The organism is Kaistia algarum (genome assembly GCF_026343945.1).
GTDB lineage: Bacteria > Pseudomonadota > Alphaproteobacteria > Rhizobiales > Kaistiaceae > Kaistia > Kaistia algarum.
On sequence record NZ_JAPKNJ010000004.1, the window covers coordinates 306,123 to 332,382 of the forward strand.

At 65.0% G+C, this 26,260-nt stretch carries 25 protein-coding genes and 1 tRNA gene; 16 read left to right on the forward strand and 10 right to left on the reverse strand.

The features are described from left to right. Position 1: 1 nt before the first annotated feature. The 3 genes from OSH05_RS23755 (at position 2) to OSH05_RS23765 (ending at position 2,991) form a co-directional block, all read left to right on the forward strand. Positions 2-1,054 (forward strand): ABC transporter permease, encoded by a 1,053-nt coding sequence (locus OSH05_RS23755; RefSeq protein ID WP_104220411.1) that lies wholly within the window; start codon positions 2-4, stop codon positions 1,052-1,054. Positions 1,055-1,065: 11 nt separating this feature from the next. Continuing rightward, the gene (locus OSH05_RS23760; protein WP_104220410.1) at positions 1,066-2,001 is read left to right on the forward strand and encodes an ABC transporter permease; all 936 of its coding nucleotides are present in this window, start codon (positions 1,066-1,068) and stop codon (positions 1,999-2,001) included. Positions 2,002-2,106: 105 nt separating this feature from the next. Beyond that, a complete protein-coding gene (locus tag OSH05_RS23765) occupies positions 2,107-2,991 on the forward strand; it encodes an aromatic ring-hydroxylating oxygenase subunit alpha (RefSeq protein ID WP_266353020.1) in 885 nt (294 codons plus the stop codon). Positions 2,992-2,999: 8 nt separating this feature from the next. Here OSH05_RS23765 and OSH05_RS23770 read toward each other — a convergent pair whose 3' ends face one another. The 3 genes from OSH05_RS23770 to OSH05_RS23780 all read right to left on the reverse strand — a co-directional run bounded on the left by OSH05_RS23770 (position 3,000) and on the right by OSH05_RS23780 (position 4,392). After that, a complete protein-coding gene (locus OSH05_RS23770; protein WP_266353021.1) occupies positions 3,000-3,410 on the reverse strand; it encodes a hypothetical protein in 411 nt (136 codons plus the stop codon). Between the two features lie 145 nt (positions 3,411-3,555). Continuing rightward, a complete protein-coding gene (locus tag OSH05_RS23775; RefSeq protein WP_104221324.1) occupies positions 3,556-3,957 on the reverse strand; it encodes a hypothetical protein in 402 nt (133 codons plus the stop codon). Between the two features lie 111 nt (positions 3,958-4,068). Next, positions 4,069-4,392, reverse strand: coding sequence for a hypothetical protein (locus tag OSH05_RS23780; protein WP_133163168.1), 324 nt, complete (start codon positions 4,390-4,392; stop codon positions 4,069-4,071). 350 nt (positions 4,393-4,742) lie between these two features. Here OSH05_RS23780 and OSH05_RS23785 point away from each other — a divergent pair, with 350 nt between their 5' ends. From OSH05_RS23785 to OSH05_RS23820, 8 genes are all read left to right on the forward strand, one after another. Continuing rightward, on the forward strand, positions 4,743-6,770 hold the full coding sequence (locus OSH05_RS23785; RefSeq protein ID WP_104221326.1) for an amidase: 2,028 nt from the start codon (positions 4,743-4,745) through the stop codon (positions 6,768-6,770). A 168-nt stretch (positions 6,771-6,938) separates the two neighbouring features. Then, the gene (locus tag OSH05_RS23790) at positions 6,939-8,120 is read left to right on the forward strand and encodes a carbohydrate kinase family protein (protein ID WP_104221327.1); all 1,182 of its coding nucleotides are present in this window, start codon (positions 6,939-6,941) and stop codon (positions 8,118-8,120) included. A 15-nt stretch (positions 8,121-8,135) separates the two neighbouring features. Next, positions 8,136-8,906 carry an ATP-binding cassette domain-containing protein gene (locus OSH05_RS23795; protein WP_104221328.1) on the forward strand — a complete coding sequence of 257 codons (771 nt, stop codon included), beginning with the start codon at positions 8,136-8,138 and terminating at the stop codon, positions 8,904-8,906. 37 nt (positions 8,907-8,943) lie between these two features. Continuing rightward, a complete protein-coding gene (locus tag OSH05_RS23800; RefSeq protein ID WP_104221329.1) occupies positions 8,944-9,930 on the forward strand; it encodes an autoinducer 2 ABC transporter substrate-binding protein in 987 nt (328 codons plus the stop codon). A 17-nt stretch (positions 9,931-9,947) separates the two neighbouring features. Next, on the forward strand, positions 9,948-10,931 hold the full coding sequence (locus OSH05_RS23805) for an ABC transporter permease (RefSeq protein ID WP_104221351.1): 984 nt from the start codon (positions 9,948-9,950) through the stop codon (positions 10,929-10,931). After that, positions 10,928-11,884 carry an ABC transporter permease gene (locus OSH05_RS23810; RefSeq protein ID WP_104221352.1) on the forward strand — a complete coding sequence of 319 codons (957 nt, stop codon included), beginning with the start codon at positions 10,928-10,930 and terminating at the stop codon, positions 11,882-11,884. The genes OSH05_RS23805 and OSH05_RS23810 overlap by 4 nt, the downstream gene beginning before the upstream one ends. 3 nt (positions 11,885-11,887) lie before the next feature. After that, positions 11,888-13,204: an ArgE/DapE family deacylase gene (locus OSH05_RS23815; RefSeq protein ID WP_104221330.1), complete on the forward strand. Its 1,317-nt coding sequence runs from the start codon at positions 11,888-11,890 to the stop codon at positions 13,202-13,204. Positions 13,205-13,326: 122 nt separating this feature from the next. Then, positions 13,327-13,512, forward strand: coding sequence for a hypothetical protein (locus OSH05_RS23820; protein ID WP_104221331.1), 186 nt, complete (start codon positions 13,327-13,329; stop codon positions 13,510-13,512). Positions 13,513-13,704: 192 nt separating this feature from the next. Here the strand turns inward: OSH05_RS23820 and OSH05_RS23825 are convergent, their stop codons facing one another. The 4 genes from OSH05_RS23825 to cpdR all read right to left on the reverse strand — a co-directional run bounded on the left by OSH05_RS23825 (position 13,705) and on the right by cpdR (position 19,211). Further along, entirely contained in the window at positions 13,705-16,641 is a 2,937-nt protein-coding gene (locus OSH05_RS23825; RefSeq protein WP_266353023.1) for an autotransporter outer membrane beta-barrel domain-containing protein, read from the reverse strand. Positions 16,642-16,906: 265 nt separating this feature from the next. After that, on the reverse strand, positions 16,907-17,872 hold the full coding sequence (locus OSH05_RS23830; RefSeq protein WP_104221333.1) for a helix-turn-helix transcriptional regulator: 966 nt from the start codon (positions 17,870-17,872) through the stop codon (positions 16,907-16,909). 797 nt (positions 17,873-18,669) lie between these two features. Beyond that, a tRNA-Val gene (locus OSH05_RS23835) sits at positions 18,670-18,744 on the reverse strand. A gap of 107 nt (positions 18,745-18,851) precedes the next feature. Then, positions 18,852-19,211 carry a cell cycle two-component system response regulator CpdR gene (gene cpdR / locus OSH05_RS23840; protein ID WP_104221334.1) on the reverse strand — a complete coding sequence of 120 codons (360 nt, stop codon included), beginning with the start codon at positions 19,209-19,211 and terminating at the stop codon, positions 18,852-18,854. A 189-nt stretch (positions 19,212-19,400) separates the two neighbouring features. Here cpdR and OSH05_RS23845 point away from each other — a divergent pair, with 189 nt between their 5' ends. After that, a complete protein-coding gene (locus tag OSH05_RS23845; protein ID WP_104221335.1) occupies positions 19,401-20,297 on the forward strand; it encodes an N-formylglutamate amidohydrolase in 897 nt (298 codons plus the stop codon). A gap of 325 nt (positions 20,298-20,622) precedes the next feature. After that, positions 20,623-21,402 (forward strand): histidinol-phosphatase, encoded by a 780-nt coding sequence (gene hisN, locus OSH05_RS23850; RefSeq protein ID WP_104221336.1) that lies wholly within the window; start codon positions 20,623-20,625, stop codon positions 21,400-21,402. Positions 21,403-21,407: 5 nt separating this feature from the next. Here the strand turns inward: hisN and OSH05_RS23855 are convergent, their stop codons facing one another. Together OSH05_RS23855 and OSH05_RS23860 are read right to left on the reverse strand one after the other, a co-directional pair. Then, a complete protein-coding gene (locus OSH05_RS23855) occupies positions 21,408-22,352 on the reverse strand; it encodes an alpha/beta fold hydrolase (protein WP_104221337.1) in 945 nt (314 codons plus the stop codon). Positions 22,353-22,514: 162 nt separating this feature from the next. Beyond that, entirely contained in the window at positions 22,515-22,958 is a 444-nt protein-coding gene (locus tag OSH05_RS23860) for a hypothetical protein (protein ID WP_104221338.1), read from the reverse strand. Positions 22,959-23,211: 253 nt separating this feature from the next. Here OSH05_RS23860 and OSH05_RS23865 point away from each other — a divergent pair, with 253 nt between their 5' ends. Further along, positions 23,212-23,676: an Hsp20 family protein gene (locus OSH05_RS23865; RefSeq protein WP_104221339.1), complete on the forward strand. Its 465-nt coding sequence runs from the start codon at positions 23,212-23,214 to the stop codon at positions 23,674-23,676. A 168-nt stretch (positions 23,677-23,844) separates the two neighbouring features. Here the strand turns inward: OSH05_RS23865 and OSH05_RS23870 are convergent, their stop codons facing one another. Beyond that, on the reverse strand, positions 23,845-24,459 hold the full coding sequence (locus OSH05_RS23870) for a biotin transporter BioY (RefSeq protein WP_104221340.1): 615 nt from the start codon (positions 24,457-24,459) through the stop codon (positions 23,845-23,847). Positions 24,460-24,594: 135 nt separating this feature from the next. On the opposite strand from OSH05_RS23870, the gene OSH05_RS23875 reads away from it, so the two are divergent. Further along, the gene (locus OSH05_RS23875) at positions 24,595-25,236 is read left to right on the forward strand and encodes a 2-dehydro-3-deoxy-phosphogluconate aldolase (RefSeq protein ID WP_104221341.1); all 642 of its coding nucleotides are present in this window, start codon (positions 24,595-24,597) and stop codon (positions 25,234-25,236) included. A 104-nt stretch (positions 25,237-25,340) separates the two neighbouring features. Further along, on the forward strand, positions 25,341-26,258 hold the full coding sequence (locus tag OSH05_RS23880) for a tellurite resistance TerB family protein (RefSeq protein ID WP_104221342.1): 918 nt from the start codon (positions 25,341-25,343) through the stop codon (positions 26,256-26,258). Positions 26,259-26,260 lie beyond the last annotated feature (2 nt).

Here is a 26,260-nt window from a genome sequence, read left to right on the forward strand (position 1 = left end):
CATGGCGATCCGCTTCGTTCGCAGCCCGATCGTCTCGCCCTCGAGGGCGCTTGCCGCCCGTGTCGCCGGCTTCGTGCTGGCGCTCGGCCTTGGCGCCGTCGTGCTGGGAATTGCCGGGTTCGATCCGCTGCATCTGGGCACCCAGATCATCGTCAAGAGCCTGGGCTCGCGCTTCGGTCTCGAGGATCTCGGCCTGCTCTTCACGCCGCTGTTGCTCACCGGGCTTGCCGTCACGGTCATGGCACGCATGGGCCTCTGGAATATCGGCGCCGACGGCCAGTTTTATCTGGGCGCGCTGGTGACGACGGCGATAGGCCTCTTCATCAAGGGCCCCGAGCCGTTCATGCTGGTCCTGTGCTTTTTCGCGGGCGCGGCCGGCGGCGCGCTCTGGATCCTCGTGCCCACGCTCGCCAAGGCCTATGCCAAGGTCGACGAGATCATCACGACGCTGCTCCTGAATTTTGTCGCCCTGCTGCTCGTCTATTATGTTGCGACCGGCCCCTGGCGCGACCGCGTCTCGGGCACGACCGCCTCGACCGGCCGTGTGCCCTACAAGATGCCGGATTTCTTCGGTTCGCTGCATTGGGGCTTCGTCATCGCGCTCGCCGCGCCGATCCTGTTCGCCCTGGCGCTACGCTACACGAAATGGGGCTACGAGGTGCGCCTTTCCGGCGCCAATCCCGACGCCGCCCACTATGCCGGCATTCCCGTCCGCCGCCGCTTGATCACGATCATGCTGCTCTCCGGCGCCATCGCCGGCATTGCCGGCATGCTGGAGGTCACGGGCACGGTGCACCGCCTGCAAGGCGGCATTTCCAACAATTACGGCTATCTCGGCGTCATGGTCGCGGTGCTGGCGCGCGGCTCGGCCATCGGCGTCATTGCTGGGGCCTTCCTCATGGCGCTGATTCTGAACGCGGGCATCATCCTGCAGACTCAGGGGCTCACGACCAGCGCCGTACTAGCGCTCACCGGCCTCATCATGCTGTTCACCGCGATCGCCGACCAGTTCGCCCATTACCGCCTCGTCCGCCCGCAAGCGGCGACGGGCTGAGGAGAAAAGCGATGGACATCATCACCGGAATCCTCGCAACAGCGGTGCTGGCCGGCGGCGTGCTGGCGCTCGCGGCGCTTGGCGAGGTGCTGGCCGAGCGCGTCGGCGTGTTCAATCTCGGCGTCGAAGGGCTGATGGCGCTCGGCGGTGTCACGGGCATCATCGCTGTCACGATCATCCCGAATCCGTTCTTCGGCTTCGCCATGGCGCTGGTCGTCGGCCTCGTCTTCGGCGCGATCTTCGCTCTGGCAACCGTCACCTTCCGCGCCAATCAGGTGCTCTGCGGCCTCGCCCTCACGATGCTCGGCTCCGGCCTCGCCGTGACGATTGGAAAACCTTATTCCGGCATGCCGGCCAAGGCGCAGTTCGACAAGGTGATCGTGCCCTATCTGTCGGACCTGCCGATCCTCGGCCGCGCCTTCTTCTCGCAGAACATTCTCGTCTATCTGATCTATCTCATCGTTCCGGCGGTCATCGCCTTCGTGCTGTTCCACACACGCCACGGCATGAATGTGCGTGCTGTCGGTGAGAATCCTGCCGCCGCCGACTCCGCCGGTATCGCGGTCAGGCGCATCCGCTTCCTCTACGTCACGATCGGGGCGGCTCTCGGCGCCGGCGCGGGCGCCTATCTGACACTTGCCTTCGTGCCCTCCTGGTCGGACGGCGTCGTCGCCGGTCGCGGCTGGATCGCCGTCGCTTTGGTCATCTTCGCCGGCTACCGGCCGTTCGGCGCGGTGTTTGGCGCCCTCTTGTTCGGCGTCATCACCGCGCTCGGCTTCGTCGGCCAGGCCCGCAACTGGCCGATCGCGCCGCCCTTCCTCTCCATGCTGCCCTATCTTGGCACCATCGCGGCGATGATCCTGCCGGTCTTCGTCTGGAAGCGGCTGCGTCTCTCCTTCACCGCCCCGGCCGGCCTCGGCATTCCCTATTTCCGCGACGAGAGATGAGGGAGGTAGCCGCCGCCTCCTGAAGTGCCGCCATCCTCTCCCTCTGGGAGAGGTAGAAAATTGCAGCTACTGCTACTCCTGAGCCCGAACTCCAAGGACCATCCCATGGCATCGATCCACGCCCAACGGCCGGCGGAAAAGGCCTCCCTCGACCAGTGGTACGTCATCGACGCGGTCGCCGACATTCCGGACGAGCCACGCCCCAATCGCCTGCTGGGGCGCGATCTCCAGGTTGAGCGCGAGGCAGACGGCACGGTGATCGTCCGCGAGAAGCTGGAAGGCGGCGCCCTCGGTGACAAGCTGCCGACAATCGAGCGCTGGGGCTATGTCTGGACCAGCCTCGGAACGCCGGAGCGCGGCCTGTTCGAGCTTCCCGAGGCCGATGAAGGCGACCGCCGCCATGTCGTCTGCGGCGCCGTCGCCGTGAAGGCATCGGGGCTGCGCATCGTCGAGAACTTCCTCGACATGGCGCATTTTCCCTTCGTTCATACCGATATCCTCGGCGCCGAGCCGCACACCGAAGTGCGCCACTACACCACCGAGATCCGCCGCGACGTCGACGAGGTCTGGGCGACCAATTGCGAGTTCTTCCAGCCGCAAGCCGCCATGTCGGCGCAGGGCGGGATCATGACGCAGTACATGTACCGCGTCATGGCACCCTTCCAGGTGCTGCTCTACAAGACCTGCCCGGCCGCCGCGAACCGCTGGGATGTCATCTGCCTGTTCGTGCAGCCCGTCGACCATGACTATTGCCGGGCGCATCCGGTGATGTTCATCATCGACGATGAAAGCTCGCTGACGTCGATGGTACATTTCCAGCAACTGATCTTCCTGCAGGACCGTATCATTCTGGAAAACCAGCGCCCGCGCCTCCTCCCGCTCGAACCCCGCGCGGAGATCCCGACCCGCGCCGACGTCTCCTCCATCGCCTATCGCCGCTGGCTCAAGGAAAAGGGCGTGACGTTCGGAACGGCGGAGAAGGCGGCCTAGCTGAGATCTCAATGCTGGGCGAATATATCAATTGCCGTGAGTTGGCACATGGACACGGCAGCGCCCGCAATGGTCTCCCCTTGCGTGAGTTGCTTGACGCCATAGAACTTAAGCACACTTGGCTCCGTGACTTGCTCGTGGATGCCAATAAGGCTGCTCTGCAGCAACCTCGTGAGCGAGGAAGGAACGCACCAATAGATCGATGCGCCGATCGCCTTAGCGCCACAGAAGCGACCTTGTTTATTCAATGGAATGCTGCGCCAGGCTTGTGCCCGTCCGTCCGCGAATTTGAGCACGACCGACACTTGGCGGGACGTATAACCGGTCTTCTTGAGAAACGAAGCCAGCACCTCTCGCTCGCGGGTTGGAGCCAACAATCGACAATCGCCCGCCACGGCGTGGCCAACAATGAGAACCAAGGCCGCAACGAATGCGGGGACTGAAAGGGCTCTCATTACTGTCCGCAACCCGCTCTTAGCGAGCCGCCCTAGCGGCCCGCGTTGATGGCCAAAGCCTATCGTCGAGAAACCGGACTCGCAATCTCCCCGATCCTGCACCGCAGCCCTAAAGCCCCAGCGAAACCGCCGTCTTCACCGCATTGCCGATCGCGCCGGGCAGGATCGCCATCGTCTCGTTGGGCGTCATGATCGGGGTCACTTCGGCATTGGTCCCGCCGATCAAATGGATCAGATGCGCCGCCTCGCTGAGGAGCGCCATGTCCTCGGTGTTGACGATGACGAACAGCTCGCGCTTGAAGATCGAGACATAGAAGGTCTCCGGCTTCAGCAGTTCGAGCAGTTTGCCGATGACAGGATCGGCGCCGCCATTTGAGCGGTCGATCTTGCTGCCAGCCTCCATGGATACTTCGAAGCGAACCATGTATCGCATGTCGATGTCCTCCCGTGGTGAGCCGGCATCCGCCCCGTGATGGGTCTGCCCGCCGCCGACCGGCTGCGAAGCGGGCACGGTAGAACCAGCTTCGTCACGCCTCGCATTGCGGCAAGGACCGGCATCGCGGGCGCGACGCGCTTGCGAACGCCATGCGTTCCTTGCCGCTACCGAGGCCGGCCGAAGGTCTTAATCGGCGCCCGGCACGGCCACCGTCCCGCTGGCGATTTCGATCGGCTTGCCATGGACACCGCCTCGCAAGGCGCGCGCATCCAGCAGCATCACCGCGGCGGGTGAGGAAGTGGTGGCAGGAGCACGGCTCCAGGCCAACGTCTCGCCTGAGACACCGGTCGGCCCGATACCGGCACGTACCAAGGCGCCGGGCGTGCCGCCGAGCGGCTTCGGGCCGGATGCCGCCATGTCGTCCTCGCAGGCCAATGCGCTCCCCGCCATGATGGTCAGCATACAGGACGCAAGAATGTTCACGCCAACTCGGAAGATCCTGGGCTTCATATTCCTCTCCCTTGCTCCGTCAGCGCCTCCACGCCGACGCCGCCCTGGCCCATCGTCAGGACGGTTGGGCGAGCTTGGATCTAGACGGAGCTTCTAAGACGCTAACGGTCTCATCCTCTTTGCGCTTCGCCCGGGCCCCATGACAGAGCCGCCCCCTCGCGGCGATCAGACACATGTCCGATTGTATGCAATCTACTCTCATTGCATACAATCTCAAGCGTGCCTTCGGCCATGTCTCTGCCGCACACCTCCCGCACCGCACCCTTTCCGTTGCCCCACTGTCCGGCCCATGCTCAACTCCGCGCCGCACCCGAATGGGCGGCGATTCATGACAGGCAAGGAGTGACGACGTGCAGGCTGGGTTCGCAGCGCAGGCTTCCGCTTTCGACGTCACCGAGGCGTCCATCGCCAAGATCGGGGCAGCGCTCGATGAGGGACGGGTCACCAGCGTCGAGCTTGTCGTCCACTATCTGAACCGCATCGCCTTCTATGACCGGCGCGGGCTGCGGCTGAATGCTGTGCCGGTGCTTAATCCGCAGGCGCTGAACGAGGCGGCGGAGGCCGACCGGCTCCGCGCCGCGGGAACCGTTCTCGGCCCGCTGCACGGCATCCCGTTCACGGTGAAGGACAGCTACAAGGTCAAGGGTTTGACCGTCGCCGCCGGATCGCCAGCCTTTGCCGAACTGATCGCCAACGAGGACGCGGCGGCGGTGGCGGCTCTGCGCAAGGCAGGTGCCATCTGCCTCGGCAAGACCAACATGCCGCCCATGGCGATCGGCGGCTTGCAGCGCGGCGTCTATGGCCGGGCAGAGAGCCCGTATAATCCCGACTATCTCGCCGCCGCCTGGCATTCCGGCTCGTCCTCCGGCTCGGGCGTCGCGGTGGCATCGAGCCTCTGTGCTTTCGGCCTCGGCGAGGAGACCGTGTCGTCGGGCCGGTCTCCCGCTTCGAATAATGGCCTCGTCGCCTATACGCCCTCGCGCGGCCTGCTCTCCATTCGCGGCAACTGGCCGCTCTTCGCGCTGCGCGATACGGTCGTGCCGCATACGCGTAGCGTCGAGGACATGCTGGCGCTGCTGGACGCGATCCTCGTGCCGGACGAGCAGACGGCCGGTGATCTCTGGCGGGCGCAGACAACGATCCCGCTTCCGTCCGTCGAGAGCATCCGCCCGGCGGACTTCGAGGCGCTCGCCAAGCCCGGCGCGCTTGCCGGCCTCACCATCGGCGTGCCGCGGATGTATGTCGGCACGGACACGGAAGCCGACGAGCCAATCGAGGTCCGGCCTTCGATCCTGAGCCTGTGGCGCGAGGCGGCCCTGGTTCTCGATGGGCTCGGCGCCAGGCTGGTGGAAGTCGATTATCCGGCCGTGTCGAACTACGAAAAGGACCGGCCGGGCACGCGGAGCCTCGTCGATCGAGGCTGGATGCCGGACTACTGGAACGCCATCGAGATCGGCGACATGGTCGCGGCGAGCTGGGAGGAATTCCTGCACCTCAATGGCGACCCGAACTATCCGACCCTCGGCGAAATCCGCCCGGAGGTGATCCACGCCGATCCGCCGGAAGCCTTCGATACGCGCCGGCGCAAGAGCGCCCATCCCGGCCGCGACGAGTTCAACTATCCGGCGATCGTGGAGCGAGCCCGCGCCGGCATCGCCTCGCCGCTCGAGACCTTTGCCGAACTGCCGGGCGTGATGCGCGGTCTCGAGGCCGCGCGCAAGGAATGGTTCGAAGACTGGATGGCGGAGAACGGCCTCGACCTCGTTGTCTTCCCGGCCAACGCCGACATCGGCACCGCCAATGCCGATGTCGATCCCGCCGCCTCGGACCTGACGTGGAAGAACGGAACCGTCTTTTCCAACATGAACCATGTGATGCGCCATCTCGGCATACCGAGCGTCTCGGTCACCATGGGCGTGATGGCAGACACCGGCATTCCGGTGAACCTCACCTTCGCCGGCCGCGCCTATGCCGACATGGTTCTGCTGCGCGCTGCCTATGATTATGAGCAGGCGAGCCGGCTCCGCGTCGCCCCGCCGACGACGCCCTCGCTGCCGGAAGCGCCTTTCGCCCCAGCGCCTGTGAGGGCGGAAGGAGGGGGCGACCTTGATGTCGCACTCACCGGGGAGGCTCGGCTGCAGCGCTCCGGCGAAGTCCACATTATGCTTCAGGCCAAAGTCAGTGGAACCGGATCGGCTGACCTTTTGCTCTATCTCGACGGTCGTCCGGTCGAGCACGAGAACGGCCGGGCCGAAATCCGGATTCCCGCAGCCGAGCGCCAGCGGCCAAACCTCTACGCCTCCCTGGCCGTGGCACTCGCCGCCGACGCCAGCGGCCGCAAGGCTGGCGCCTTTGCGATCCTCGACTATCGACCCTGACCCTGCAGATTGAATTCATTTCAATTCGAGGCTTACCTGAGAATTATATTCTTCTGAACAGGAACGATATCGACCAAATCGGCCCGTTTGTTGGAATCCTTAGATTCTGATCCCATTGCAATGCACCATTCCGCTTACTACCGTTGAAACGCTTCAACGGGAATGCCGATGCAACGCAAGCGCCCCACCATCGCCGATGTCGCCAGCGCCGCCGGGGTTTCCATCGGCACGGTGTCGAACTTCCTGAACGGCACCGCCACCGTTCGGCCGGCGACCGCAGAGCGCATCGAAAAGGCGATCCAGTCGCTGACCTACCGGCCAAGCACGTTCGCCCGGTCCCTGCCATCGCAGGCGGCGAGGCCGCAACGCGACCTCCTGGGCCTGCCGCGCCTGCTCGTCGTCGGCCATATCTGCGTCGACTATCTCTGCGGCGTCGATGTTCTGCCCCATCGCGACGACCGAGTTGCCGCCCACAAAATCGAGAAGATGCTGGGCGGCCCGGCGGCCAATCTCGCCGTGGCGGCGGCGGCGGTGGGCTCCGAATATGCACTGCGGGTCGAACTGGCGACCGCGGTCGGCGAGGATGGCGACAGCGAATGGGCCCTGTCGGAACTCGCCCGGCGCGGCGTCGACGTGCTGCCGATCCGCCGCCTCGCCGATAACCGCCTGCCGCGCGCCATCGTCTTCGTCGAGCCGAATGGCAGCCGAACCATCGTTCATGAGACCTTCGAATTGAGCGAGGTCGATCTCACCGAGACGATGGAGATCGAACCGCAGCCGACACGGTCCTGCCTCCATATCGAGGGCTTTCACTACGAGCGGATGATGAATTCCATCGGCCGCTTCCGCCAGGCCGGCTGGGACATCAGCCTGCACACGGCCGGCCTGCCGGCGAAATCGCGGACGCCCGAAGCCTTCGCCGAGCTCGTCCGCCGCATCGACCTGACCTTCGTCAATGACGAGATCATCCGGCAGATCTTCAATTTCCGCATGCCGCTCGCGGCGATGATCGAGGAGTTCCGGGGCGTCCTGTCGCGGATCAAGTCACGCGGCGACGTCGTGCTGACGCTGGGCGAGTTCGGCGCCGTCGTCTTCCGCAAGGCCGGCGGCGCGCAGATCGAGGTTCCCGCCCTCGCTGTCGACCGCATCGACGCCACGGGAGCCGGTGACACCTTTGCCGGCGTCTTCCTCAGCTTCTGGCTGCACGGCGCCTCGCTGTCGGAGGCGGCGGGCTACGCGGCGATCGCCGGCAGCCTGACGACCACATCGTTCGGTGCGCAGGGCCATATCGCCGATCTGGCGGAACTCAAGGCGCTGCAAACCTCCATCGATCTCAAGAATGCCAGCTAGGGCCGGGAAACACCGATGACCGCTCCGTTTCTTGTCGCTCGCGACATCGCCAAGCGCTTCGGGGCGCTGACCGCGCTTTCCGGCGTCAATCTCGAGATCCGGACGGGCGAAGTGCTGGCGCTTCTGGGCGACAATGGCGCCGGCAAGTCGACCTTCATCAAGGTGCTGGCCGGCGCGCATAAGCAGAGCGACGGCGAACTGATCATCGAGGGCCGGCCCGTCGCCTTCGCTTCGCCGAAGGACGCCGCCACCGCCGGCATTGCCACCATCTTCCAGGAACTGGCGCTGTCGGAGAACCTGTCGATCGCCGAGAACGTATTCCTCGGCCGCGAATTGAAGCGCCCGATCCTCGGCATCCCGTTCCTGAAGCGCCAGGAGATGCGCGCCCGGGTCGAGACGCTGCTCAAGGAACTCGACGCGCATATTTCCGATCCCGAGGCGCCGGTCGGCAGCCTGTCGGGCGGCCAGCGCCAGGCGGTCGCGATCTGCCGCGCGCTCAATCTGAATGCCAAGCTGGTGATCATGGACGAGCCGACCGCGGCGCTCGCCGTCGCCGAGACGCGCAAGGTGCTGCAATTGACCCGCCGCCTCGCCGAACGTGGCTGCGCAGTCGTGCTCATCAGCCACAACATCGCCGAAGTCTTCGAGGTGGCCGACCGCATGGTCGTGTTCCGCCGCGGCCGCAAGGTCGCCGAGCGCAACCGCGCCGAGACCACGCCAGAAGAAATCGTCTCCCTCATAACCGGCGCTCATCCGGACGTGCAAGCGCTTGAAAAAACAAACTGAAACGCACGCCGATCTTCAGAGAGGTTCGACAGCTCCCATGTTCAGCTCCATCAAGAAGGTCATGGCCGCGACGGCCATCACCGTCCTCGCCACGACCGCCGCCTTCGCCGCGGACAAGCCGAAGGTCGCCTTCGTGCCGCAGCTCATCGGCATTCCCTATTTCAACGCCATGGAAGCCGGCGGCAACAAGGCCGCCGCCGATCTCGGCGTCGACTTCATCTATACCGGCCCGGTCGACACCAACCCGGTCGACCAGCTCCAGATCGTGCAGAACCTGATCAACCAGGGCGTCAACGCCATCTCGATCAGCGTGCTCGACGCCTCCAGCATCGCGCCGGTCGTCAAGGCGGCCGAGGCGAAGGGCATCAAGCTCTTCACCAGCGACAGCGACGCGCCGGACAGCGGCCGCGCCGTCTATGTCGCGCAGGCGACCGATGAAGGCCTCGGCGGCGCGATCATCGACGAACTGGTGAAGCGCGTCGGCGAGGATGCCAAGATCGGCATCGTCTCGGGCGAGGCGACCGCCTCGAACCTCAACGCCTGGATCGGCTTCATGAAGAAGCAGGCGGCGGCGAAATATCCGAAGCTGCAGCTGCTCGAGCCGCAATATGCCGGCGGAACGGCCGAGCGCGCCGCCCAGCTCGCGGGCGACCTGATGACCGCCAACCCGGACATGAAGGCCATCATCGCCGTCGCCTCGTCGACCTGCCCCGGCGTCGCCCAGGCGATCGAGACCGCCGGCAAGATCGGCAGCGTCATCGGCACCGGCTATTGCAGCCCGAACACGGCGCGCTCCTATCTGAAGAGCGGCGCGTTCGGCTTCACCGTGCTCTGGGATCCGGCACAGCTCGGCTATCTGACGGTCTGGGCTGGCAAGCAGCTGATCGACGGCAAGCCCTTCGCCGCATCGAACACGATCCCCGGCTTTGATGCGCCCGTCACCTATGATGCCAAGACCGGTATCCTGCTGCTCGGCCCGCCGGCGATCTTCACCGCCGAGAACGTCGACAAGTTCGACTTCTGAGGCGGATGATGGCGACGATGCGACCCGCAGGCCGGCGATGGCCGGTTCTCAATGGACGTGAGGGGTCCCTGCTCGCGGCGGTCATCGCCGCGGCGGTGATCTTTGCGATCGCATCGCCGCATTTCGCAACGGCGGCCAATGCCGGGACCATTCTGCGCAACAGCACCGAACTGCTGCTTGTGGGTCTCGGCATGACGCTGCTGCTGGCCATGGGCGGCATCGATGTCTCGATCGGCATCGTCATGGGGCTCGCCGCCATCGGCGTCGGGCGCCTGCTCGGCGCCGGGGTAGACCCGGCCCTGGCCGGCATTGCCGGGCCGCTCATCGGCGGTTGTCTCGGCGTGTTGACGGGGCTCGTCGTCGTCTTCGGTCGAGTCCCCGCGATCGTCGGCACGCTCGGCCTGCTCGGCGTCTACCGGACGGCCATCTTCGTCCTGCTCGGCGGACAATGGCTCTCCGGCCTACCGATCAGCTTGACGCAACTTCTCTCTACGGGCTTGCTCGGCATTCCCCTCACAGCCTGGGCCATCGCCGCTGCCTATCTTGGCGTCTGGATGGCGCTCCGGCGCACGCCGTTCGGCCTGCATCTGCTGGCAATCGGCAATTCGGAGGACAAGGCCCGCCTCTCCGGCATCGCGGTGTCGCGGGTCCGACTGCTGACCTTCGTCATCAGCGGCACGCTGACTGGCCTGGCCGCGACCTTCTATGTCGCGAATTACCGCAATGTCGAAATGGCCATCGGCAGCACGCTGGCGCTCGACGCCATCGCCGCGGTCGTGCTCGGCGGGACCAGCATTCTCGGCGGACGCTGCAGCCTGGTAGGCACAGTGCTTGGTGTCCTGCTGCTACGCATCCTTCAGAACGGATTGCTGCTCATCGGCGTTCCGTCGCTGTGGCAGACGGTCGTGACCGGCGGTCTCCTGATCGGCGTGCTGGCGCTTGAAGTCCTCACCAAACGATTGAGCCTCGCTGCCCCGGCATGGGCGAGAGCAAGGGCATGATGACGATCCGCCTTCCCCAAGGTCCCGCGCTGATCCTGCGGCTGTTGGCCGTTCTTTGGCTCGTCGTCATGCTGATGCTGGTCGTGCTCAGCCCCTCGGCGCTCAACCTCACCACCGTCAGCACCATTCTCCAATTCTCGACGATTCTCGCGCTCGTCGCCCTTGGCCAGGCACTCGTGATCCTCGCGGGCGGGGCCGGCATCGATCTCTCGGTCGGCGGTGCCGTCTCCCTGTCGGCGGTGGTAGGCATGCTGGCGGTCAAGCTCGGCCTCCCGGTCGCATTCCTACCCGTCGCCTGCATCCTCTGCGGCCTGCTGCTCGGCGCCTTCAACGGCCTTCTCGTCACCCGCCTCTCGATCCTGCCGCTCATCGCCACGCTGGGAACGCTATTCGTTTATTCCGGCGTCGCGCTGGCGGTGACGCGTGGGGCGGCGCAGTCGGGCGTGCCGGAATGGCTGACCGATTGGGGCCGCGCGGTAATCGTCTTCGTGCCCCTGCCCTTCCTGACCGTCGCGCTTCCCGCTTTCGCCATCTCCATCCTGCTGCTGTCGGCGACCGCCTGGGGCCGCTGGACCTATGCGATGGGTTTCAACGAGCGTTCCGCGCACCTCGTCGGCATTCCCGTCGACCGGGTCCGGCTGCTCCTCTACGCCGCAAGCGGCGGGCTGGCCGGTGCTGCGGGCCTCGTGTCGATCGCCTGGCTCGGCAGCGCGAGGCCCAATATCGGCCAGAACCTCGAACTTGAATCGCTGACCGCCGCCATGCTGGGCGGCATCTCGATCACCGGCGGGCGCGGCGGCGTCGGCGGGGTCCTCGCCGCCGTCATCCTGCTCATCACGCTGAAGACGGTCCTCCTGCAACTGAACGTCAACACGGTCTGGCAGGTCGGCATCGTCGGCGCCCTTCTCGTTGTCGTGCTCCTCGCCGAGCGCCTCGCCCACCACTGGAGATAAAGCATGCCGTCTATCAAGGACCAGATCGCCGAGCGGGTCGAGGCCCGGGCCGACGCCATCGTCGCGACGCTCAGCGACCTCGTCGCCTTCCCCTCGATCGTGAAGTCCAATCCGAAGGAAGCCGGCCCCGGCGAGCGCGATTGCCAACTCTATCTGCAGAAGCGGCTGGAGCGGCTCGGCTTCACGACGGATCTCTGGGATCCGGACGGTCCCGCGCTGTATGCGAAATATGAAGGCCGCCCCGGCGCCAACAAGGGCCGCACATTCGAAGGCCGCCCCAATCTCGGCGGCGTCCTCAAGGGCAACGGCGCGGGCCGTTCGATCATGCTGACGGGGCATATCGACGTTGTCCCGCCGGGGGCGCCCGAGCACTGGCGGACCGATCCGTTCCAGCCGGTGCTGAAGGACGGTTATCTGCATGGCCGCGGCACGGTCGACATGAAGGGCGGCGTCGCCTGCATGCTGATGGCGGTCGAGATCCTGAAAGAGCTGAAGATCGAGCTTGCCGGCGACATCGTGTTCACCACGGTCGTCGACGAGGAGATCGGCGGCATGGGCTCGCTCGCCATGGTCGATCGCGGCTTCCGCGCCGATGCCGGCATCATGACCGAGCCGACAGCCAACCGCATCGCCCCGCTCTGTCACGGCATTCTCTGGGGCAAGATTATCATCGACGGCATTGGCGGCCATGCCGAACTGACGCCGAACGCCTGGTACACCAGCGGTCCGGTCGACGCGATCCAACTCTGCCGGCAGATCCTCGACGGCATCGACATCCTCAACCGCCGCTGGATGTTCGATCCGAAGAAGAACCATCCGCTGATGGATCTGCCGAACCAGATCATCGTGACGCAGATGAAGGCCGGGGAGCATCCCTCCTCCATGGCCGGGCGCGGCGAGATCATCATCGACGCGCAATATCTGCCAAGCGAGAAGGACGAGTTCGGTCTCGGCGGCCATGTGAAGCGCGAGATCGAGGCCCATATCCACCATGTCTGCCAGGCCGATCCCTATCTCCGGGATCATCCGGCCCGGATCGAGTGGATCCTCGACGCCGACTGCGCCGAAATCCCGGCCGACAGCCCCTTCGTCACGACGCTGCAATCGGCCGTTTCCGACGCGAATCTCTCGCCCGTGCTCTCCGGCTTCGGCGCCCATAGCGATATCGGCCTTCCGACCGGCCTTGGCCAGACGCCAACGGTCAATTTCGGCCCCGGCGATCCGGCGCAGGCCCACCAGCCAAACGAGCGCGTCTCAGTGCGCGACCTCGTCGACTGCACCAAGGCCATCGCCCTCGCCATCACCAACTGGTGCCGTTGAGCGCGTCGGCGTCCGCAGCATCTTCGGCGGCCGCTACCGCTTCTCGCGCTATTTCGGTCAGAGGGATTTTAATACGCCCGCGAACCGGAAAGAACTCACCGCCCACAACGGCGTTGAGCTTTATGATCTCCGGAGTATCCGGGCAAGATGAACAATCTAACCCGGATGCCACGACGCATGGCGATCTGCTTCTGTCTCTCAACAAGCTCACCAATGACCTGATCGCCAGCGCAGTCAGCGTCGATGATAGCCCGTTCCTGCCGGTCAACTATAGAAACTGGTGCTTCCCGTCCAAGAGCGACCCGTGACCCGGCTCAGCGAAGCCGCGAGGGCGGAGGCGTCAAGTATGATCTCAAAGGTCGAGACCCGCCCTGGCCTCCAAGAAGAGCGCGACCTGCTGATGGGCGCATTTGGCCCCCAACGTCACGCCTTGCAAAGGGACCGCCCGCGTTGGGTTCCAGTCCAACACGCGACGCAGAAGGCGCGCGTGGGTGCGCGCCTCAGAAGGCGACCTTGAACGTGCCGCTCAGCGTTTGATCGGTAGAATCGGACGAGAGCTGGCCGCCATAGTTGATGCCGATCGTCGCTGTCGAGGTCAGATTGACGTCCAATCCGGCGTCGAGCAGCGCCGCGTCGGTAGCAATAGGCACGCCGGCAATGTTGAACGCCGAGCCACCGCTGAAGGCGAAGGTCGAGACCGGCGCGGTATCGCCGAAGGCGTGGCGCCAGCCGAGCATGCCGCGCGCCGTCGCGGTCATGCCATTGCCGATCGCGAACACCGTCGATGCGCGCAAACCCAGCGTCGTATAGGTGACGCCGTCGTCGCCGCTTTCGCTGGTCAGCGCCGCCGCACCGCCCTGCTCCGTGAAGCCATCGGTGGAGAGATTGACATAGGCGAGGTTGGCGAAGGGTTCAAACGCGGTCTGGCCCGCCTTGAGCTCATAGGCGAGTTCGCCAAAGGCCTGCGCCGTGCCGGCGGAATAGTCGGCCGATAAATTCTCAATGAGGCCCGGGAAAGCGACCCCGCGGCTGGTCGAGATATCGTGCCACGTATAGGCAAGGCCCGAGCGGAACGCGACAGCGCCCCATTCCGTGCCGGCATAGACGCCGATATCGTAATTGTCGCTGGTAGCGGAGGCGTTACGACCGTCGAAGCTGAAATTGGACTGGCTGTAGCCGCCGATGACGCCAAGACGCCATGCATCGCCGACCCGGCCATCTGCGCCGACAAACAGACCGCCGATATCACGGTCAACCGACGCCGCATTGCGGTTGCCGTCCCACGAACCCCAGGAGCCGAAACCGCCGCCCCAGAGCGCGAAGCGATCGGTATTGGCCGGCACCTTGACCGCACCCGTGGCGTCATAGGCCGCGACTGTCTGTCCCGTCGCTACGCCATCGCCGAAGGCGGCGCGAAGCCGGTCCAGCGCCGCCTCGCGGACGAAGCGGCTGTCGTCGATCATCACGCCCTTGATCGAGGCATGTTCCTCGCCGGAGAGCTGGTTCAGCGCGGCGGCCGCACCGGCCAGGTCGAGCTGCGACAGGGCGCCGACCACCGGGCTGCTCAGCGGCAGGCTGTCGACGCCGCCGCCGGTCGCCGTCTCGTTCGGGGTCTGGCCCGCCGAGGCGAAGGTGACGGCGCTCCGGTCAACGTTCAGATAGACGTTGGCCGGATCATAGCCGAGCGAGAAGGCGAGGAACGGAGTCATCGTCGGCGCCTGCAGCGTCGCGAAGGTCCCGGTGACGCCGAGATCGGCCGTCAGGATCGTGTAGCGCGTTCCGAGCGCATAGCCGGACGCACTGCTCTGGACCGCAACTGTGCCGCCGTCCAGCGTTGCCGAGCCCGTAGCCGCAATTCTGTCCGAGGCCCCTGTGCCATCGATCTCGACCTGATAGGTCGAGCCGGCAGCGAAGGCGACATTGCCGTTGACGCCGAGCGTTCCTATCGAATTGCCGGGCGCAATGATCGCGCCGAGATTGGCCGTGATGCCCGCGACCTGGCCGTTGCCGCCCAATGCGGCCCCGTCATTGACGGTGACGGCGGAGAGCAGCGATCCGTTCACGACGAGTTTGCCGCCATCAACCTCGGTCGGGCCGGTATAGAGGTTGGCGCCGGAGAGCGTCAGCGTGCCGGAGCCGACCTTGGTCAGCGAGCCGCCAACGCCGTCGATGACACCGCTGACCTCGGTCGACAGGTCATTGCTGCCGATCGTCAAGAGATGATCGCCCAGATGAAACTCGCCGCTGCCGGCGAGCGAACCGACGCTATTCGCAAATCCGGGCGTCGTATTGGCGATATCGAAATAGCCGTCATTGACGATCTGCGCGTTGCCGCCTGTGGCTTCGTCGAAAAAGATGATCTGGCCGGTTGCACTGTTGATGATCGTGGCATCGCCAGCGGTTGCCGTGCCCTGGAAGCCGAGCAGTTTGGTGGTGTTGATGGTTGCCGAAGCCGCTTGGCTGGTGCCGACGAAGAACAGCACGCCGTCGTTCTGAACCTGCGCTTCGCCAGCGGAACTGTTGCCTTCGAACCGCAATATGGCGCTATCGCGGTTCTCTATCGTCGCCGATGCCGCTGTCGAGTTGTCGCGGAAATAGATGGTGCCGCTATTGGTGATCGTTGCGCTGCCGGCGCTGGAATAGTCTTTGAAATAGGTCAGGTGTTGATTGTCGATCGTGGCGCCATCGGCGTTTGCGGCGGTTTCGAAGGTCAGCGAATTGTAGTTGGTGATAGTGGCCGTGCCGACCTTGGTATCGTCCAAGAAGCGAAGATCGCCATGATTGGTGATTGTCGCGCTGCCGGCATCCGAAAATCCCTGGAATAGGACATTCCCGCCCGCGGAATTCGCAATGACGGCGTTGCCGGCGGTGCTGTGATAGTAAAATTCCAAATCACCACTATTGGCGATGGTCGCATTGCCGCCGGTCGCATAGTCGTCAAAAATGGTGCGCGCCTGCGTCGTGATCGTTGCTGAGTCGGCTGTGCTGGAGCCGACGAAATGCAAGACCCCACCGCTATTCATGATGTGGGCGTTGGCGGCGGTACTCTCGTCACCGAAGACGATCGACGATTGAGACGTCGCATTGACGAGGTTAGCATCGTCCGCGGTGCTGGCGTTGCTGAAATATAAACTGCTGCTCATACCGACCGTGACGGTAACCGGCGCTCCGTTGGTCTCAATGCCCGCGCCGGTGAACTCAACGCCGATCACCGAATCCACGGCGAAATCATAGGCAGGAGCACCGGGCGCGAAGACCCAAGCGCCCGTCGTCGTCTGCTGCGAGAAAGAAAGGCTCGTGACGCCTGACGCGCCGAAAGTCGCCGTACCCTCCGGCACGGTCCCGCCGACCCAGTTGGCGTTCGCATTGAAATTACCGCTGCCCGGCGAGGTCGACCACGTGGCATCCGCGGCCCAGGCACCTCCGGCTGTCGCCATGCCAAGCCCCGCGACCGGCAGTCCAAGTACAGCTATCTCGAGAACCGCCAGGCCGACCGCCCGTCCCTTGTCCAATATCCGCACGCTCGATTCCCCGACTCAATAACTACGGCGCATATCGCCTTCGGGGAAACCTTGCGATGGCGCCGCGGCACAGTCTTGGGCTGGAGCGCAACGGACTTATCCCAGAGCGCGCCACAGCGTTTTTCGAGCGCGGCGTGCGCTTATGGCACACTGCAATCGCGCCGGTGCAGGCGGGCCGGCGCTATCGGGCCTGGCCGGGAGAACAGCCGAAACGACGGCGAAAGCAGCGATTGAAGTAGGAGACATCGCTGAAGCCGCAGGCGAACGCAATCTCGCTGATCCGCATCCCGGCATAGCGACGATCGGCGAGCATGGCGGAAACACGGCGCAGGCGTGCCTCCAGCACACGCTCGGAGAAGCTCATACCGGTTTCCTGCAACAGATCATGGACATAGCGGACGGAAACGCCGAGATCCTGCGCCACGCCCTGCGCGCTGATCATCGGGTTCGCAAAGCCTTCCCTGATCTTCGCCAAGACGGCCTCCAGCCGGGCCGCGCGCACGCCGCGGAGCCCCGCGAGTTCGGCCACATCGCCCTTCGCTCCCGTTGCAAGGGCGATAAGATCGACGATCGACGCTGCCGCATGGGCCGCCAGCTCCGGCGCGACCAGTGCGGGGCCGGTCTCGATGAACCGGCTGTAGCGCTTCATCAGGCCCAGCGCCTCGTTGGCGCCGGAGATCGGGATCGCCATCCGGTTCTCAGCGTCAGGAATCGTCTCATTCAACAGGTCGAAGGGAATGAGAATGTTGGACCAGTTGTGGTCGGCATTGCCGCCGATCACTGTCGCCGGCTCGGCTCCGCTGACCAGCACCGCCCCGCCGGGCTCGATCTCATAGCTGTGGCCGCCCATCCGGCCGGCGAGCCGCACATCGGCGTGATTGACGAGCAGCAGGTAGCCATCGAGATTGTCGCGGCGAAGATGTCGCGCCGTCCGCGTCGATTGCGTGATCGTCCCCCACATGTGGGCGAGCACGATCGAACCGACAGATGCCGCCTCGATCCGGGCCGTGAACGGCCGGTCGCTGGCGCGGTGAAAATCGATCGAGCCGATCTCGGCGGCATAGGTCTCCTGCCACAGAGAGAAACGCGCACGGTCGTCGAGATGGTCGGGAAAATGCTCCGTCGAAAAAACAGCGCGTGCTGACAACGCTTCGTTTCCAATCAAAAATCGCGTTACATCAATCGGTTCGACGTCGGCTGTCTTGCAAGACCGGCGCGCAAGGCGGGCTCTCTATCACTGCGTTTTGGAAAGGACATGTGACGGGCAACACAGTTGCCTGCCTGCCGTCCATCATTTTGGCCCGACCGGGCGATCCTCATCCAGCCAATTGCCGTGTCGTGAGAGATTGGCCATCCTGTCCCGCATCGCACCGCCAGGATCGGTTCCCAGCCCTGCATCAAACCATGTCGTCAGGGTTGCGCATAGCCAGATCGTGTCGATAAACGGGAGAAATCGAAGCCCAGTATGCACAGGCCGCCCCAGCGAGCGAAACAAGCCGATAGCCGTCGACGAATGTCGCCGGATCGACGGACCAAATGGCGGCCGGGAGTTCCAGAACGACGAAGGGCGTCTTGCGCTAAGGGGGCCCGTGAGCTCCTGCCGGCATGCATCAGCGAATCGGTCGACGCGGCACAGATTGGCCGGAAACGAGACTGCGTCGGCGCGCGCTCCCGTGGTTATCACGGGCGGCAGGTGACGAAGAGATAGCGCCGTTCCGACATCGAGATAACAGGTCGATCCGGACTGGCCACAGGGGATTCATGTCGCGCGCCTTCCGCCGCTGGACCGATCGGAACCAAATTATGTCCGAAAGCAGTCGGACGCGGAAAAACGGCTCAGCCTCTGGAGAATCGTAATTCGACCAGAGCGCGACACCGAAATGAATTGGGGACTTCAAAGGCAGATCCGAACCCGCGAAAGGCAGCCGGATCAAGGAGAAAGGATGGTGGGCGTGACAGGGATTGAACCTGTGACCCCTACGATGTCAACGTAGTGCTCTCCCGCTGAGCTACACGCCCATCCGTTCGTTTTGCCGGTGCGGGGCCGGCGACGTGGGGAGCGATATACAGGGTCGATTGGCCCTGTTCAAGCTCCCATTCTTCGTTTCCCAGCCTTCTTGTGTGGATCAGGCTGCAAGCAGCCTTTCGACCTCGTTGACCAGATCCCGCAGATGGAAAGGCTTGGACAGCACCTTGGCATCCTTGGGCGCGTTCGAATCGGGGTTGAGCGCCACAGCGGCGAAGCCGGTAATGAACATGACCTTCAAATCCGGGTCGAGTTCAGTCGCGCGGCGCGCCAGTTCGATGCCGTCCATCTCCGGCATCACGATATCGGTGAGCAATAGCGTGAACGGTTCCTCGCGGATCCGGTCATAGGCGCTGCGGCCATTGTCGAAGGAGACGACGTCATAGCCGGCATTTTGAAGTGCCTTGGCCAGGAAGCGGCGCATGTCGTTGTCGTCTTCGGCGAGAAGAATGCGGTTCATAGCGGGCCCATGGCACTTGGATCAAAACATCGGGGACCGTCCGGCTTGACGCGCCGAACGTGGTTATCGATTTACATCCGATCCCGGTAAAGATCGCGTGAATCCTCAAGCCATGAAGAACCGGATCGCCGCGATGGACAGTGGGCGGCCGCAAGGGCAACATGCACAGCAAGGCCGACGGCCTGGTGTATGAGGAGAGAGACGATCGACGCGTTCGAGCATGTTCCCCTGTTCGAGGTGCTCGCGCCGGCACAGCAGCGGATTCCGTTTCTGTTCAATTCGCCGCATAGCGGATCGATTTACCCGCGGAACTTCCTCGCGGCCTCCCGGCTCGACGAGATGACGATCCGCCGCTCGGAAGACAGCTATGTGGACGAGCTCTTTGCCGGCGTCGTGCCGTTCGGCGCGCCACTCATGCGCGCCAATTTTCCCCGCGCCTGGCTCGACGTGAACCGCGAGCCCTATGAGCTGGATCCGCAGATGTTCGACGGCGCGCTTCCACCTTATGCCAATTCGCGCTCGCTGCGCGTTGCCGGCGGCCTCGGCACCATCGCACGCGTCGTTTCGGAAAACGTCGAGATCTATGCCGAGCCGATCCCCGTTGCCGCGGCGTTGGAACGGATCGAGACGGTCTACAAGCCCTATCACGACCGGCTGCGCTCGGAGATCGCCAAGACCTCCGAGGCCTTCGGCCATGCCGTCCTGATCGATTGCCACTCCATGCCGTCTTCCATCCGCTCTCTACCGGGACGGATGCGGGCGGATTTCGTGCTCGGCGACCGCTATGGCGCCAGTTGCGCCGCCGAATTGTCCGAGGCGGCCTATGCATTCCTTGCCGGCGAAGGCTATTCCGTCGCGCGCAACAAGCCCTATGCCGGCGGCTTCATTACCGAACACTACGGCAGGCCGAGCCACGGCGTGCATGCCCTGCAGATCGAGGTCAACCGGGCCATCTACATGAACGAGCGCACGCTGCAGAAAAGTCCCAGCTTTCACACGGTGGCGGCGGATCTGCTGCGGCTGGTGCATCTCCTGTCGAGCCTCCCCGACGCCAGGCTCCATCCCTTCCCGCTCGCGGCGGAGTAACCACAGGAAAATCGGCAAAGAAAAAGGGCCGCTCGTGAAACGAGGCGGCCCAAGTCTAGGGAGGAAACGCCCAAGGAGGGCAGCGGTAACTCGACGCCAATCGAACTACCGCACCGCAATAAAATGCGCTTGCACTGCAAACTTGGCAATAGGCATTTTTTCAAATGTTCGATAGCTGTGCAATTTGGCAACATCGGCGGAAGGGGCTGGTCGTGGCCCAACACGGCAAATGAAATTAGTCGTTATCAATCAATCCCCTAGCTAGTGGCCGCCCACAAGGCGGCCATAGCTCCAGTGCGCTCCGCCTGACGAAAGACCCTGCCCGATGACCGATTCCGCGCTGCTTCCGTTCCTCGATCAGCTCGCCGACGCTGCCACAAAAGCGATCATGCCTCATTTTCGATCGCTCGATTCGGTCGATAACAAGGACGCATCCGGCTTCGACCCGGTGACGATCGCCGACCGTGCCGCGGAACTCGCGATCCGCGCCTTGATCGGCAAGCATTATCCAGAGCACGGCATCATGGGCGAGGAATTCGGCTCGGAGCGTCTCGACGCCGAGAAGATCTGGGTTCTCGATCCTATCGATGGCACGCGCGCCTTCATCTCCGGCCTGCCCGTATGGGGCACGCTGATCGGCCTGACCTCCGGCGGGATACCATCGATCGGCATGATGGCGCAGCCCTTCACGGGCGAGCGCTATGCAGGCGACGGCCGGAGCGCGCGCTATTCAGGCCCCGGCGGCGCACGCGATCTCGCCACGCGCCGCTGCGCTTCCCTCGCCCAGGCAACGCTTTTCACGACGACGCCGGCGATCATCAAGGGCGCCGACCGCGAGGCCTATGACCGGGTCGAACGCTCCGTCCGTCTCGTGCGCTATGGCTGCGATTGCTACGCCTATTGCATGGTCGCCGCCGGCCATGTCGATGCCGTCATCGAGACCGGGCTGCATGCTTACGACATCGTCGCGCTAATCCCGGTGATCGAGGGCGCCGGCGGGCGGGTCACCAATTGGGAAGGCGGATCGGCCGCCTCAGGCGGCCGCGTCGTGGCGAGCGGCGATCCGCGGCTGCATGACACGATCCTCGAAATGCTCAATCGATAGCGCCGTCAGACATCGCTTCCGGGCACGAAGGCGTCGAAGGCCGCCCAGAACAGCCCCCGGAGCGGATCGCGCTCCATCAGGATCTCGTGGCGCGCGCCGGGAATGACGATCTGCGAGCCGAGCCGCATCTCGCGCACGAAACGCTCGATGGCGAGCGGCGAGACGATACCGTCCTCACCGCCGACGACGATCAACGTCGGAATGCGGACGGAGGCGGGAAATTCCGGCGTCGCCGCCTCGTCCATCGCCCGGCATGCGGCATGGATCCAGCCGATCGTCGGCGGTCCGATGGTGAGGCGCGGCATGGCGCGAGCAATGGCGCGGTTGCGATCGAAGCGTATCCGGTCGCCGGTCAGGGGATTGCCGTCGAAGCCCTTGGCTTCAACGCGGGCCAGCGCCGCTCCGGGTGGCCAGGCGTCGCCGAGACCGAGGAGCGACAAAGACCCTGCCGCAAGACGGACGAGGCGGCGCGACGGGGCGAGCGAGCCGAAATCGATCAATGGCGACGTCAGGACCATACGCGCGAAGGTCAGGCGCGAGCGGCGCGCCGCCCGAAGACAGACGAGCGCACCGGTCGAATGGGCCAGCGCGAAATAGGGCGGCGGACAATCGGGCAGCACGACCTGCTGATGGAACGCCTCGAGGTCGCTCTCATACTCGTCAAAATCGTCGACATGTCCCTTGTCGGGATTGCGCAACCGGCGCTCCGAACCGCCCTGTCCGCGCCAATCCATCGCCGCGACGGCGAAACGGCGGGCGAGCAGCTCGCGCACGACCTCGAAATAGCGATCGATCGATTCGGCCCTGCCCGGAAACAGGCAGACCGTGCCCTTGGTCGGGCCCAGCGGCCGCCAGTAGGCAGAGCGGAGCCGCACCCCGTCGGGCGTGACGACAGGTTGGGCGACCATTCCGTCGGGAATGGGATTTTCGGGAAGTGCGGCGAATTCCATGGCGTCGGCTGCAAACGAGGATCGCTCTCTTAGAGCATGTTCGCGCGCCCATGACACGGACGTTCCGGAAAAAGCGAGGCCGGCGACGCCGCGATGGGCGTCGCCGGCCGGACGGCCGATCTTGGTGCGGGCGGCGGATCGATCGGCCGACTCCGTCAGCGCCTACCAGCGGCGCCAGTCCTGTCCCCAGCCACCATGCCAACCATTGCCGCCGTTCCAGGACGGACCGGCCGGCCGGGCGCGCAGCACATCGCCCGAACGCGAATCGACGACCAGGATGAAATCACGGCCCCGCGAGGCGGCCCGGACGATGAAGACGTCGCCACGGCGGTTCAGGATGTCGGCGCCGAAATAGCCCTGGTAGCGAAGGATGCGGGCGATCTGCCGGGGCGGCAGCGAATCGTAGCGGTCGGGGCGGCGGAAATCGCCCTGCGGCCCACCGGGGCCACCGCGGCCATTGCCATCCCAACCAGGACCGCCACGGCCATTACCGTCCCAATTGCCGGCTTGCGGTCCACCGGCATAATTCGGGTCGAAACTCTGGGCGGCAGCGGGAGCGACGACGGCACCGGCAAGGATGGCTGCGAGGGCGATGGCCTTGAACATGATGGAACTCCGTGGTTCGGCCGGGCGGCGATCCCTTCGCCGTCGGTATGGCGAGAGGAATAGGCCCGCGCGGCTGAACCCAACCGGAAGACACCGTTCATGTACCGTTCAGGCGGCTCTTGACGGCGGGAAATGCCCTACCCACATCAGCGTTGCGGGCGCCAATACGGGTCCGCACCAGCTGCCCGGGTTCGGCCAATGGCGAAATTCCGGGTGAGACATCAGCAAACCGTCGCTCTCTAAGGAGGACAACATGCGTAGTTTTGACCTGACCCCCCTCTATCGCTCCACCGTCGGCTTCGACCGTCTTTTCTCGCTGCTCGATCAGGCAACGGGCGTCGAGGCAGGCGTTCCGGGCTATCCACCCTACAATATCGAGCGCACCGGCGAGAACGCCTATCGCATCACCATGGCGGTGGCCGGCTTCGGCGAGAGCGAGCTATCGATCGAGTCGCGTGAGAATGCGCTGACCGTCAAGGGCGAGAAGGTCGCCGAGGAAGGCAAGAATGGCGAGGTGCTCTATCGCGGCATCGCCGGCCGTTCCTTCGAGCGCCGATTCCAGCTCGCCGACCATGTCGAAGTGAAGGGCGCAAGCCTGGAGAACGGCCTTCTCCACGTCGATCTCGTACGCGAGATTCCGGAAGCCATGAAGCCGCGGAAGATCGCGATCGCCAATGGCAATGTCGGCTCGAAGCAGATCGAGGCGAAAGCAGCCTGAGGCAGCGGAAAAGACGGCCCGCTATGGCGGGCTGCCACTTATCCTATCCGCGATAGCAATCTCCGACCCCCGACGCCTTGTCGGGGGTCTTTTGTTGTTGGAAGCCGCTCAAAGAAAAGGCCCCGCCGCAAGCGGCGAGGCCTTCTATCGCGGCACAGCGAAGCGAAATCAGCCGCGCAGCTTGCCGAGCAGCGTCCAGCCGGCAGGCACGAGGAACGCGGCGAGAGCGATCTTCAGCGCGTCGCCCAGCAGGAATGGCAGCACGCCCTTGGCAAAGGCCGCCGAAGCGCCGAGGCCGACCGCGCCGCTGGAGAGCGTTGCGAAGAAGGCGAGCCAGACGAAGCCCATGGCGAACAGCACGGCGTCACCGGCGAAGAAGGCGAGCGCCATCTTCGGTGTCGAGCGCGACCAGCCATAGTCCGCCGCAAGGCCGATCAGGAAGGCCGCAACGGCATAGCCCCAGAGGAAGCCGGCGGTCGGCCCCATCATATAGGCTGGGCCGGCGACCGGGCCGGCAAAGACCGGAATGCCGGCAAAGCCTTCCGCGAGATAGAGCAGCACGGTCGCCAGCGCGAGGCGCGAACCATAGGCGGCGCCGATCATGAAGACCGCGAAGGTCGTCATGGTCAGCGGCACAGGCCAGAACGGCACCTGCGTCTTGGCCGCGAGGGCGAGCAGCGCCGAGCCGACCAGGGCGAGCACGCCGAAGCGCAGCACGCGCGATGAAGCTGTCGGCCAGGCGGCCAAAGCCAACGTCTTGTCCGGAGATGATTGAAGGCTCATGCCAGCGCGTCCTTCCGATCCGCATAGGGGTGATGAAGCAAGGGATAAACGCAATTTTGCGGTGCCACAAGGGCGTGTGGTAGAGGGAGAGAAAGCGCCTCTTTCCCCGCTGAACCTCCGGCCAGAAGAAAATCCATGACCCAGAATCTCGAACGTCTCCTGCCCGTCCTCAAGGCCGCGCCCGTGGTCCCCGTCCTCATCATCGAGGACTTCCATACCGCCATCCCGCTGGCACGCGCGCTCGTCGCCGGCGGGCTGACGGCGCTGGAGGTAACGCTGCGCACGGCCTCGGCCCTCGACTGCATCCGCGCCATCAAGGGCGAGGTCGAGGGAGCCAATGTCGGCGCCGGCACCATCCTGAACCCAAAGCAGTTCGACGCGGCGGTCGCCGCCGGCTCGACCTTCCTGGTCAGCCCCGGCGCCAGCCCGAAGCTGCTCGCCCATGCGAGCGGCTCGCCCGTGCCCCTCCTGCCCGGCATTGCCACCGCCGGCGAGGCGATGACGCTGCTGGAGGAAGGCTATGGCGCCGCCAAGTTCTTCCCGGCCGAGCAGGCCGGCGGCGCCAGCTACATCAAGGCCCTCGCCTCGCCGCTGCCGGGCCTGGTCTTCTGCCCGACCGGCGGCGTCGGTCTCAAGAATGCCCATTCCTATCTGTCGCTGCCGAATGTCGTCTGCGTCGGCGGATCCTGGGTAGCGCCCGCCGCCGCCGTCGCCGCGGGCGACTGGGCGGCGATCACCGCGCTTGCTAAGGAGGCCGCGGCGCTCGGGGCCGTGTGACCGCGTTCACCCTTCGATCGGCGACGGCTTGTCTTGTCGTCGCCGAAAGGGCTCACTACCTCCGATCGGGCCCATGCGGGTGAACCGAACGAGAGGAGACGACCATGATCGACAGCAAGAGGCTGCTGGACCAGTTCCTCGGTGCCGGTGCGAGCTCGACCGGCGGCACATCCGATGGAGGCGGAGCTGCCGCCGGTCTTGGCGGGATCGGCGATATCCTCAATAGCGCGCTCGGTGGCGGTGGAGGCGCGGGAGGATCGGCCGGCGGCCTCGGCGACGTGCTGGGCAAAGCGCTCGGCGGCGCTGGTGGCACCGGCGGCGGCGCGGGCGGCCTCGGCGACATCTTGAACAACGCTCTCGGCGGCCTCACTGGCAGCCAGTCCGGCGGCCAATCCGGGAGCGGCGGCCTTGGCGGCGTGGTCGGTCAGGTCACGGATTATGCCAAGAACAATCCCGGACTCTCGACCGTCATTGCCGGCGGCCTCGCCTCGGTGCTGCTCGGCGGCAAGGGGCCGAAGCTGAAGGCGGATGCCCTCACGCTGGGCGGCCTCGCCGCCATCGGCACGCTCGCCTACAAGGCGTACCAGCAATACAAGGTCAACAACCCATCCGCGCCGGCGCCGATCCCGCCCGCGGCCCCGACCTCCGCCGCGCCGGCCGCCGGCGACGACGCCCGCGCCCGCTCGATCCTCGTCGCGATGATCGCGGCGGCGAAGGCGGACGGCAAAATCGATGATCAGGAAAAGCAGAAGATCCTCGGCAAGATCTCCGAGGGCGGCCTGACATCAGAGGAGCAGGCCTTCCTCGCCGCCGAATTCGCAGCGCCGCTCGACTTCAACAAGGTCGTCGATTCGGCGACGGGTCCCGAGCACGCCATCCAGCTCTACGCCGCCTCGCTGCTCGCCATCACCGCCGACACGCCGGCCGAGCGCGGCTATCTCGACATGCTGGCCGCCCGCCTCGGGATCGATGGTCAATTGAAGACGACGATCGAGCAGACGGTCGCCAGCGCGGCGGCGTAAGG